Annotated in this window: 11 protein-coding genes; 8 read left to right on the top strand and 3 right to left on the bottom strand. The window is 40.8% G+C overall.

Annotation, left to right across the window (positions count from 1 at the left end; translation table 11 throughout):
- Positions 1 to 678 (top strand): transposase (locus tag H5079_RS15045; RefSeq protein WP_182684399.1); only part of this gene is annotated, 678 nt, incomplete at its 5' end.
- Between the two features lie 203 nt (positions 679 to 881).
- Positions 882 to 1,487 carry a hypothetical protein gene (locus H5079_RS15040; RefSeq protein ID WP_259398068.1) on the top strand — a complete coding sequence of 202 codons (606 nt, stop codon included), beginning with the start codon at positions 882 to 884 and terminating at the stop codon, positions 1,485 to 1,487.
- Between the two features lie 56 nt (positions 1,488 to 1,543).
- Here the strand turns inward: H5079_RS15040 and H5079_RS15035 are convergent, their stop codons facing one another.
- Positions 1,544 to 1,747, bottom strand: a complete 204-nt coding sequence (locus H5079_RS15035; RefSeq protein WP_182684398.1) for a CsbD family protein — start codon at positions 1,745 to 1,747, stop codon at positions 1,544 to 1,546.
- A 265-nt stretch (positions 1,748 to 2,012) separates the two neighbouring features.
- Here H5079_RS15035 and H5079_RS15030 point away from each other — a divergent pair, with 265 nt between their 5' ends.
- Positions 2,013 to 2,426: a group II truncated hemoglobin gene (locus H5079_RS15030; RefSeq protein WP_182684397.1), complete on the top strand. Its 414-nt coding sequence runs from the start codon at positions 2,013 to 2,015 to the stop codon at positions 2,424 to 2,426.
- A gap of 150 nt (positions 2,427 to 2,576) precedes the next feature.
- Positions 2,577 to 5,003: an ATP-dependent helicase HrpB gene (gene hrpB / locus H5079_RS15025; RefSeq protein ID WP_182684396.1), complete on the top strand. Its 2,427-nt coding sequence runs from the start codon at positions 2,577 to 2,579 to the stop codon at positions 5,001 to 5,003.
- A 75-nt stretch (positions 5,004 to 5,078) separates the two neighbouring features.
- On the opposite strand, the gene H5079_RS15020 is transcribed toward hrpB, so the two are convergent.
- Positions 5,079 to 5,945, bottom strand: coding sequence for a LysR family transcriptional regulator (locus tag H5079_RS15020; RefSeq protein ID WP_011328872.1), 867 nt, complete (start codon positions 5,943 to 5,945; stop codon positions 5,079 to 5,081).
- Positions 5,946 to 6,112: 167 nt separating this feature from the next.
- Between H5079_RS15020 and H5079_RS15015 the strand changes: the two genes are divergently transcribed.
- Positions 6,113 to 6,439, top strand: coding sequence for a multidrug efflux SMR transporter (locus tag H5079_RS15015; RefSeq protein WP_011328871.1), 327 nt, complete (start codon positions 6,113 to 6,115; stop codon positions 6,437 to 6,439).
- A 135-nt stretch (positions 6,440 to 6,574) separates the two neighbouring features.
- Positions 6,575 to 7,705: an S-(hydroxymethyl)glutathione dehydrogenase/class III alcohol dehydrogenase gene (locus tag H5079_RS15010; protein ID WP_011328870.1), complete on the top strand. Its 1,131-nt coding sequence runs from the start codon at positions 6,575 to 6,577 to the stop codon at positions 7,703 to 7,705.
- Positions 7,706 to 7,841: 136 nt separating this feature from the next.
- Here the strand turns inward: H5079_RS15010 and H5079_RS15005 are convergent, their stop codons facing one another.
- Positions 7,842 to 8,057 carry a hypothetical protein gene (locus H5079_RS15005; RefSeq protein ID WP_011328869.1) on the bottom strand — a complete coding sequence of 72 codons (216 nt, stop codon included), beginning with the start codon at positions 8,055 to 8,057 and terminating at the stop codon, positions 7,842 to 7,844.
- 170 nt (positions 8,058 to 8,227) lie between these two features.
- Here H5079_RS15005 and H5079_RS15000 point away from each other — a divergent pair, with 170 nt between their 5' ends.
- Both H5079_RS15000 and H5079_RS14995 read left to right on the top strand, forming a co-directional pair.
- Positions 8,228 to 10,135, top strand: a complete 1,908-nt coding sequence (locus H5079_RS15000; protein WP_182684395.1) for a DUF1800 family protein — start codon at positions 8,228 to 8,230, stop codon at positions 10,133 to 10,135.
- 10 nt (positions 10,136 to 10,145) lie between these two features.
- On the top strand, positions 10,146 to 11,486 hold the full coding sequence (locus tag H5079_RS14995) for a DUF1501 domain-containing protein (RefSeq protein WP_089368631.1): 1,341 nt from the start codon (positions 10,146 to 10,148) through the stop codon (positions 11,484 to 11,486).
- Positions 11,487 to 11,540 lie beyond the last annotated feature (54 nt).

Here is an 11,540-nt window from a genome sequence, read left to right as displayed (position 1 = left end):
AAAGGCACTGTACTCACTAACAAATATCTGCAAGGTGAAGAGCTAAGTAAAATTGAATGGCTCTTTCTAAATGAAACAATCAGTGAATACCGAGAACGCTTAGCTAATATCAGTTGGTTTATGCGCTTATTAAATGAAGACATTGCGCGCAGAGCTAATAAAGAAGATAACTGTACCGGCCGCTTTTGGGAAGGACGCTTTAAATCACAAGCCCTCTTAGATGAAGCGGCATTAATCGCCTGTATGGCATATGTTGATTTAAACCCAATAAGAGCAAAGGCAGCAACAACACCTGAAACATCAGAGCATACCAGCGTAAAAATACGCATTGAAAGTGCCACTGCAGGTAAGCAACCGAAGCAACTCCTGCGCTTTTCAGGTAAATCAAAAAAGCACATGGCGAAAGGATTACCGTTTGAGCTTAAATCTTACCTTGAACTAGTAGAATTAACCGGGCGTTGTATACGCGAAGGTAAAGCAGGCTATATCGAAAGCAGCACTTTACCCCTGTTACAAAGAGTAAACATTACCCCCGAAAACTGGCTAAAACTCACCGCACAATTTAGTCGCGTATTTCATGGTGCAGTAGGTCGCCCAGCGTCGCACGAAGGATACTGCGAACACCTAAACAGAAAGCGGCGCGCAAACGTTAGTAATTGCGAAAAGCTACTGGCTTAAAGCGTTACTTCAAAAAGTTACTCGTTATTTCCCTTCACTGTGAAAGCACAGTATTTTGCATGCCTAAAAATGAATAAAAACAGCGTTATTTGAATATTATTTTAATAAGCAGAGAGATTGTCAAAGCTAAGGGGATTTTAAGCTCAGCAATGTTTATTTAGATAAACACCAAAGGGATTAATTATTAGGGTGGGTGTCATTCTATGTTTTCTATGTTTCTATATCCTATACCTGACATTAAAGATGAGGCTGAGCTTATTAACCGCTTTGATGAAGTGTTTGACGATGAACTCACCGCAGTTATTGCCAGTTCAAACATTGATACCGATTGGGATAGTGTAGGTTGGCGCGGCATTATGCTCAATAACGGCGTTATGTGGGTAGATACCGACGGTAAAATTATTGCTGTAAATACGCAAAATGTAAAAGAGCAGGTACAGGCTAAAAGCTTAATTGAACAAGGTAAGCAATCTTTGCATGCAAGTATCAATACTTTTGAAAAGCCAGTACTTGATTGGAAAACAGCTAACTACCATATTCGTGTTGATGATTTAGGCGATCATAATTTTCGTTATGCAGTATGGGGTATTGATAAAAAGCCAAGCGACAAGCCTGATATGGTTTTACTAAATGGCGATATTACATTTGAAGGCAGTGGTGGCAATCATAATTATACGTTTAAAAATGGTCGTTATAGTTATGTGTTACAGGTAACTATTATTGGTTGCGATACATCCCCGCCAGGCTGGATCGAAGTATATAAAGGCGATGAGCTACTATTAGCTGAAGATGTGATAAGTGCTCATTAATGTTTAGCTAAAAACAAAACCGCCAACAATGGCGGTTATTTTTAAGTAGCTAATAGCTAAAATGAATGGTCTTTTTCAAATTCATCAACTTCGCGTTCGGCTTCTTCTTTCGACTTACCGTATTGCTGTTGAATTTTGCCAACTAACTCTTTGCGGCTACCTTCAATTTTATCTAAATCATCGTCGGTTATTTCGCCCCATTTACGTTGCGCTTTACCTTTAAGTTCTTTCCAATTACCTTTGATACGATCGCTGTTCATAAGTAGCTCCTTACTTTAGATTAGTGAAATTAACAGTCAACTATAAAGTAGCAAGTCGTATACCAAAAAAAAGCATAAATATTTTTTGTAATTAATATCAGTAGCTTAATATCAATCATAAATAGAGTAAGGCTAAAAGGTGGGTGTAATTATGTGGTCCTTCTTTAAATGCATACAAAATATACATAGCAGTTTGTAATAATTGCTTATCCAATATAGGTTTTAAGTTATTATGTTGCGATAAAACAGACGGTATGAGTGAGTTATGGATACTAAAGTGTGTGAATATGGCGTAGGAGATTGCTCTTACAAAATGGCGGGGGAGTTAGTAGGTATTACCCAGCTGGTTGATGCATTTTATGATTATATGCAACAGTTAAAAGAGGCTAAGCACATAAGAGATATGCACAGTAAAGACTTGTCGCAGTCGCGTAAAAAGTTAGCTTACTTTTTGTCAGGTTGGATGGGCGGCCCTAAGCTGTACGCGGATCATTTTGGCAGCATTAACATTCCACAGGCGCATAAACACTTGGCAGTAGGCGTTGCCGAAAGTGAAGCTTGGCTATTATGCATGCAAAAAGCCGTAGATGATCAGCCTTATGCAGAGTCGTTTAAAGTGTATTTAATGCAGCAATTGCGCGTACCCGCAGAGCGAATTAGAATGGTATCGGGTAGCTAGTAGAGAGTTAATAGGTAGAAAGTGGGTAGCTAATGGGCAACCTATATGAGCTTAGTTGCTTGTAAAAGAGTATTAATTATTAAACATCAACCGCAGTCACGCTGCGGTTTTTTGTTACAATGCCGGTAAAGCAATTTAGGGTAAATAGCTGTGCTGCCGGTTCAAAACATATATCAACAACTCGTAATAACATTACAAAGCAACCCAATTACGCTACTGCAAGCGCCGCCGGGTGCTGGTAAGTCTACTTGGTTGCCGCTGCAACTTATGCGTGATGGGCACTTTAAACGTATTGTAATGCTAGAGCCGCGTCGTTTAGCTGCGCGTAATATTGCTAGTTACTTAGCAAAGTGTCAAAACGAGAGTGTTGGCCAAAGTGTTGGCCTGCGTATAAGAGGTGAGAGTAAAGTAAGTGTTAATACGCGCCTTGAAATAGTTACCGAAGGCATGCTTACTCGTATGCTGCAAAACGATCCTGAGCTTAGCGATGTTGATTTACTGATATTTGATGAGTTTCATGAGCGCTCTATTGCAGCCGATACTTCATTGGCATTTGCGTTAGAGACCCAAAGTGCGCTGCGCGAAGATTTAACCATAATGTTGATGTCGGCAACCCTTGATACCCAGCGCTACACTGAGTTTTTTGCTTGCCCTGTAATTCAATCAAATGGGCGCAGCTATCCAATAGATGAAGTATATATACCCATAAAAGATGAAAGCCGCTGGCTTGATGCAATCCCCACTATAATAAAACAAGCACTGAGTGAGCAAACAGGCAGCGCGTTGGTGTTTTTACCAGGGCAGCACGAAATACTCAGGGTACAACAAGCACTCACTGACTTACCAAACAATTGTATAGTGGCAACGCTATTTGGCGAGCAAGATAAAGCCAACCAGCAAGCAGCTATTGCTCCTGCGCCTGAAGGGATGCGCAAGGTGGTACTTACTACCAATGTGGCCGAAACTAGCTTAACCATTGAAGGCATAAGGATTGTGATTGATAGCGGTAAACGCCGCGCCGCGACCTTTAATTTAAAAACCGGTGTTACTGAACTCACAACACAAAGCATATCGCGCTCATCGGCAGTGCAGCGTGCAGGGCGTGCAGGGCGAATAGAGCCAGGTGTGGTTTATAGGCTTGGCTCTAAGCAAACTTTTGAGCGCCGTAATAGTCACGACAATCCCGAAATACTCACATCAGACATAAGCCAACTAATGCTAGAAGCTAAGCAATGGGGGACAAGCATTGAGGAGCTAACCTTGCTTGATAAGCCTACCGAGCAGCAAGGCATACAGGCAAGTAACTTACTTAGCATGCTTGAAGCCATAGACAGCAAAGGCAAGCTCACACCGCTTGGCAGTAAAATGTTAGGCTTTGGCGCTGATATTCGTTTGGCGCATATGCTATTAAAAGCGCAGGCATTAGAGCAAGCACTCCCCGGTATTTATCGACTCGCTATTTATTTGGTGGCATTACTTGAAAGCCGAGTTAATACTGCTAATGAGCTAAGCTTAGCGCTGCATAGCCAACAACAACGGCCACATCCGGTATTCAAGCAGCAATTAAAATATTGGCAAACTCGCTTAAAAGTAAAAGAGTCAAATGGCGATTTAAATACCGGGCACTTAAGCTTGCTGGTGGCGCTTGCTTACCCCGATCGAATCGCGAAAAAGCGTGGCAGTGGATACTTACTTGCCAATGGTGCAGGCGCTGAGCTAAACCGCGATTACTGGCATAACGACGACTACCTTGCAATTGCCACTATGGGCGGGCACAAAGGCGGGCGTATTTTTAGTGCCACATCACTTAGCCCATTTGAGCTGCAAGCTTATTTGCCGCATTTATTTAGCATGCAAACTCGCTGTGAGTTTGATGAAAAAACTGCACGCTTTATCCATCAAGACGAAGTGAAACTTGGCGCTATTACGCTTACTAGCCAGCCAAGTGCGCAAAAACTCGATAAAAGTGAGCGCGCCAAAGCATGGTTAAATTTATTTACTAAACATGGCTTTGCACTGTTTAATGAACAAAAAGACGCTGAGCAACTATTAATTAGAATGAGCTTAGCAAGTAAGCTAATGAGCGAAAAGTTTCCGAAAATTAACGAGCAACAACTTATTCAAACGGCACCGCAGTGGCTAGGTGTATTTTTACAAGATATTAAAACCCTGGAGCAGCTTAAAAAGTTTAACTACTTTGAGGCATTACAAAACTGTTTTGACTGGCAACAACAAAGTGCCTTAAAAAGCTTACTGCCACTGCGTTTAACGGTAGCGAGCGGCTCTAATATTAGGATTGAATATCAGCTTGAAGGCCCTGCAAAGCTCAGTGTACGTATGCAAGAAGTATACGGTATGACCAGCACGCCGTTGTTGGCGCAGGGGAAATTGCCACTGCTGATGGAGTTATTGTCGCCGGGGAAACGCTCGTTGCAACTTACTCAAGATTTAGCGCACTTTTGGAATACCAGTTATCGCGATGTACAAAAAGAAATGAAAGGGCGTTACCCCAAGCATTTTTGGCCCGATAGCCCTGCAACCAGTATTGCAACTAACAAGGTGAAAAGTAAAATGTGAGCGTGTACTTAGTTGAAGTAATAATATTAACCTCACAGTTAAATTCGAGATTAATATTATTCAAATACGTAAATACTAACTAAGATGCTTTGCTAAATAGTCGACCAATAACCTTATTTTTGGCGATAAGTGACGATTATGAGGGTATATGGCCCAAATGCCTTCATCAGGCACCCGATAGCTATCTAATAAGGTAATTAGTTCACCACTTTGCAGGTGATTTTGCACGTAGTAATCGGGCAGTTGTACTATTCCTAATCCTTTTAATGCTGCATCCGCTAGGCTATAGCCACTGTTGTATCTTAGCTTACCGGCAACGCGAATGTTTTTTTCTTTTCCCGATTCCATAAAGTGCCAATAATCAAGCGTGCCTAGTAGGCAACTATGTTTACTCAGTTCAGAAATTGCATGTGGTATGCCGTGTTTTTCCAGATATTCTGGCGATGCGCACACATAACTGGTTCTGGTTCCGAGTTTTTTTGCCATCATTGACGAGTCGGCCAGCTTACCAATACGTATAGCTAAATCGTATCCGCCTTCAACTAAGTCAATTTGTTGATTACTCAAGTAAGCAGAAACCGCGACCTCACTATATTGCAGCATAAAGTCAGAAACCAAAGGCAGTACTTGCTGCTCTCCATAAGTTACCGAAGCCGTAAGCTTTATTTTACCTTGGGGCGTTGTTTGTAAATTAGTTATAGCCCGCTCTGCAGCATCTAAGCCATCAAGCACGCTGCGGCAATGCTGATAAAACACTCGGCCTTCTTCAGTTAACGACACTTTGCGCGTAGTACGATAAAACAGCTTCACATTCAGCCGGTTTTCGAGCGCACTAATTTGCCTGCTTACTTGCGCTGTAGATATTGCCATTTTTTTTGAGGCTTGCGTAAAGCTGGCATTTTCAGCAACGTGTACAAATTCACTAATACCTTCCCACTGCATGATTGTTACCTATATGTACAAGTTAATTTCAAAAATAGCATATTATCATTTTTACAGAAACAAATATAATAGCAGCCATCAACACAAACATGCTGTGAATAAGTTAAATCGTCGATATAACGTTATCGACATTAATACAACAGCTCGCAAAATAAATAGGAAAAAATATGAGCTGGGTATTTTTATTTTTAGGTGTTATTGCAGAAGCAATGTCGCATGTGGCATTAAAACAAACAGATGGCTTTACTAGGTTACTGCCCAGCATAGTGGTGTTATTGGGCCATTTGGCTGCGTTTGTTTTTTTAGGCCAAGCAATGAAAGGCATGCCTGTAGGTATTGTGCATGCGATGTGGGCAGGGTTAGCTATTGTTACCGTTACGCTACTATCTACCCTTGTATATAAACAGCATTTAGATCTATCCACTTGGTTAGGAATGGCATTGGTGGCCATAGGCATTGCAATGATTAACCTATCGCAAGGGCATAGCCATTAATTGCTTTAAAATGAATAGCATAATTCTAAGCCAAAAATAATATGCAGCAGCGCATTATTAAGGTAACTGAACTAAACTAAAATACGTGTTTACGTTCATTTATATTAAATAATTTATTAATTAAGAGAGAACGAGATGTCAGATAAGTTTATAAAATCGAAAGCCGCCATAGCATGGGGTCCAAAACAGCCTTTATCTATCGAAGAAATTGACGTAATGCTGCCGCGCAAGGGCGAAGTATTAGTTAAAGTTATTGCCTCTGGAGTTTGTCATACCGATGCTTTTACTTTGTCTGGCGATGATCCTGAAGGGATTTTTCCGGTTATTTTAGGCCACGAAGGCGGTGGTATCGTTGAGCAAGTTGGCGAGGGCGTAACGAGTGTAAAAGTTGGGGATCACGTTATTCCTTTATATACACCAGAGTGTGGCGAGTGTAAGTTTTGTTTATCGGGTAAAACTAACTTGTGTCAAAAAATTCGTGAAACTCAAGGTAAAGGCTTAATGCCTGATGGCACCACTCGTTTTTACAAAGACGGCCAGCCAATTTTTCATTATATGGGTTGTTCAACTTTCTCTGAATACACGGTATTACCAGAAATTTCGTTAGCAAAAGTTAATAAATCTGCACCATTAGAAGAGGTGTGTTTATTAGGCTGTGGTGTTACAACCGGCATGGGCGCGGTAATGAATACTGCAAAAGTTGAAGAAGGCGCAACAGTAGCCATATTTGGCCTTGGTGGCATAGGCCTGTCGGCAGTTATTGGCGCAACTATGGCTAAAGCGAGCCGAATTATTGCTATAGATATTAACGAAAGTAAGTTTGAATTAGCAAAAAAACTAGGCGCTACCGACTTTATTAACCCTAAAGACTACGACAAACCAATTCAAGATGTAATTGTAGAGTTGACCGATGGCGGTGTTGATTACTCGTTTGAGTGTATTGGTAATGTTAACCTAATGCGCTCTGCGCTAGAGTGCTGCCATAAAGGCTGGGGTGAGTCTGTGGTTATTGGTGTTGCTGGTGCGGGGCAAGAAATTTCAACCCGTCCGTTCCAATTGGTAACGGGTAGAGTATGGAGAGGCTCAGCATTTGGTGGGGTTAAAGGTCGCAGCGAATTACCTGATTATGTAGAACGTTATTTAGCGGGTGAATTTAAGTTAAGTGACTTTATTACCCATACAATGGGACTTGAAGATATTAACGAATCGTTCGATTTAATGCGCAGAGGCGAAAGTATTCGCACTGTTATTCATTTCGATAAATAACGATAAACAGCAGCACTATGGTTTAATTAAACCATAGTGCTTTTTTTGTTTAATTTATAGTTACTAATCAACAATCCATCAGTTTTAAAAAAAGTAGATCCAGCCAAAAACACTTCAAAATATATAAGCATTGTTTTTAAATTTCTTTACCGCCGTGTGTTTCGGCTAAATCGTCAAGCTCTGCAACTGTGTAGTCAAAACCACTCTCGTCATAGTCATAATTAACCTTTACGCAATTGCCGCCATTAAATAATTTTGTTTTTACATCATTAATGGGCCAATTTTTAAGTAGATGTATAAATCGGTTGGCAACTTGAGAAGATTCAAAACGATAGCTAATTTCTGTTTTCATAAATAATAAGGCTCTGGCTAGTTTAACCCCCGTAGTTTGTGCATTTTTGCTAATTAGTCAAGTTTCGGTTACAAAAAATAAAGAGTAAGTATGTAATTTTTATGTTTCAATTGATGTGTTAATTGCAGTAAGCACTGTTGTGCTTTAATTAAAGGTGAGAACAAATTTACATGTACTATAGAACTTTTTTACTAGCAAGCTCTGCTTTGTTTGTCAGTGCTTGCGGTGGCTCTGGCTCAGATGAGACACCAGTTATAAGCACAAATAAAATCCCCTCCCTATCAATAACCAATATCAAAAACGATATAGTTAAAGGTCAAACTATTGATTTAAATGCAACAGTTGGCGATGCCGATGGCGTTATCAGTAGTGTTGTGTGGGAACAAACTGCGGGGCTTAAAGTACTTAATGCACCTGTAAATGCCAGTAGTATCACTATTACTTTACCAGATGCGCAAAGCCATGCAGCAATGGAGTACGCTTTTAGCGTAACGGCAACCGATAATGAAGGGGCTACCAACGTTAAAACTGTGAGTTTTGTTGCGCGTAATAGTATGGATGAAACTGCTGCCGCACGTATATTACAGCAAGGCAGTATGGGCCCCACATTAAGTGAAATACGCCAAGCTCAAGGGTTAAGCGAACAGCAGTGGCTTGAGCAACAAATGGCGTTACCAATTAACTACCATCGTGGTTATTTAGTGAAAAGCCCTGATGAAAACAAATTTCAGTATATTAATAGGATTGATGCGTGGTGGAAGGGGGTGTTGCATAGCGACGATCAACTACGCCAACGTGTTGCCTTTGCATTGAGTCAAATATTGGTTGTATCGGATGCAAGTAGTAATGTAGGTAATCAGCCCGAGGGCATGATCACTTACTACGATATTTTGCTTAAACATGCTTTTGGTAACTATAGAGAGCTACTAGAAGACGTAACGCTGTCGCCAATTATGGGTACTTTTTTAAGCCATTTAGGGAATGAAAAGGCAAATGATGAGCTTAATATTCGCCCAGATGAAAACTACGCCCGCGAAGTAATGCAGTTATTTACAATAGGCCTTGAAGAGTTAAATTTAGACGCTACTCCAAAGCTTGATGCGCAAGGTAATACAATTGCCACCTACGGTCAGGCTCAAATAGAAGGATTTGCGCGCGTTTTTACTGGGTGGACATTTGCAGCTAGTGAAACTTTTAAGAAAAAAAAACGTGATTATGTAAATCCAATGAAAGCGTTTAGCGAGTATCACTCTAGTAAACAAAAAACATTGTTAAATGGCGAAATTATCCCCGAGGGCTACGGACCAGAAGAAACACTGCAAATAGCGCTCGATAACCTATTTAATCACAATAATGTAGCGCCATTTATTAGTAAACAACTCATACAGCGTTTAATTACCTCAAACCCAACACCGCAATATGTTACCCGTGTTGCTCGTGTTTTTAATGATAACGGCGCTGGAGTACGAGGAGATTTAGCCGCGGTAATAAAGGCTATTTATTTAGATGATGAGGCACGCCATTTTGGCAGTGTTTTAAATTATCAAGGGAAACTAAAAGAGCCACTGATAACCACAATACAGTTTTGGCGAAATCTAGATGCTAAAACCGGTAACGGTTATTACAACACGTGGGGTTTATACAATACCTATGGACAGGGGCCAATGAAGTCGCCCTCAGTATTTAACTTTTACAGGCCCGATTACCAACCTGTTTATTTACGTAGTGATGGCTTAGTTGCTCCAGAGTTACAAATAGCAAATGACTCTACAATAATTGGCATAATGAATAAGCACTTTGCAGATTTAGTGTGGAATGCGGCTGAAGGAAAAACATCTTTAAGTCCAAAATTACTATACGTCTATATTAAAAACGATATGAACCATCTAAAAAATTATGGCATAGAGTCGTTACTTGATCAGTACAATGTGTTGTATTTTGCCGGTTCAATGAGCCACGAAACACGCCAGGCGTTACTCGATTTAAGTGCCTATTTTATTGATAATCAAGATCGTCAGCGGGTATCGTATTTACTTTATATGATTGCTATTTCACCTGAATTTAATTTGCAGTATTAGGAGAGGCATAATGAGCATAAATAGAAGGCAATTTTTGTCATTATGTTTAAAAGGCGGGGTGTCGGCAGCGGCGCTAACCAGCTTACAACTTCAAGCATTAACGGGTTCAACAAATGCTATTGAATTGGGTGATTATAAAGCCCTAGTATGTATATTTTTATATGGCGGTAACGACTCACTAAATATGCTAATGCCGTTAGAGGGCGAGCAACGAAATTTGTATGAAAAAAGCAGGCAAAACTTGGCGGTTGCTTCGCCTATTGCGCTTAATACTAATTCGTCGTTTGCTGGTGGTGTAGGGCTGCACCCAGCGCTTGCACCCATGCAAAGTGTGTTTGATTCGGCTAACTTGGCATTTGTTGGCGGAGTAGGTACTTTGCTTGCACCAACCACGCTTGACGATTATAAAAATAAAGCAGTACCGCTGCCTCAACACTTGTTTTCACATAACAATCAACAAGCAGCGTGGATGTATGGTCGTGAAAAGGAATCGCTAAATAATGGTTGGGGAGCGCGTTTGCTAGAGCGCTTAAATCAGCAAGATCAGTTTGCTGCAAACATATCGCTCGATGGCACCAATCTTTGGCAAACAGGCGCGCAAACTAAGGCATTTTCGCTTAATAAAAGCGGTATCAGTAAAGTAAACGCTTTTGGCGGTTATCAGCCAAGAACTGAGCATGTAACCAATATTATGAACCGTATAATGGGTAATACGAATCATCCATTAACGGGTGCTTACGCTAATAGTTTTAATTCAGCGATTAGAAATACCCAAACAATGAATAGTGCGCTTGAAGCCGCCCCTGAACTTATTACCTCATTTAGCGATACAGGGTTGTCGAAGCAACTAGCTGCGGTAGCTAAGGCGATTAGTGTGCAAGCAAAGTTAAGTACGCAGCGCCAAGTGTTTTTTGTTTCTATGGGAGGGTTTGATACACACGATAATCAATTGAATACTCACCCTGCATTGCTTAGCACACTAGCACAAGGACTTAACGAGTTTAATAGTGCGATGAATGAGCTGAATATGGCTGACAAAGTAACGTCGTTTACTATGTCGGACTTTGGCCGTACGCTAACATCTAATGGCGATGGCACGGATCATGGTTGGGCAGGAAACCAAATCGTTATGGGAGGCGCAGTTAAAGGCGCCAATATATATGGGGAGTTATTAACTCAACATTTAGGCGGACCACAAGATACCGGCCGAGGGCGATTAATACCAAGTGTTGCAAATGAGCAATATTTTGCCACACTAGCTAAGTGGTTTGGTGTTCCTGCATCAGAATTAGGTGATATATTTCCAAACTTAAGATACTTTAATCAGTCGACATTAGATTTTATGGTTTAATTCGTTATTAATGTAACCCAAATTCCATCGCAAACAGTATAAAACTGTTTGCGA

Source organism: Pseudoalteromonas sp. SG44-5 (genome assembly GCF_014164175.1).
In the GTDB taxonomy this organism is placed as follows: Bacteria; Pseudomonadota; Gammaproteobacteria; order Enterobacterales; family Alteromonadaceae; genus Pseudoalteromonas; species Pseudoalteromonas nigrifaciens.
The sequence above is the reverse complement of the archived record's forward strand: the minus strand, read 5'-3'. Positions and strand labels throughout refer to the sequence as shown.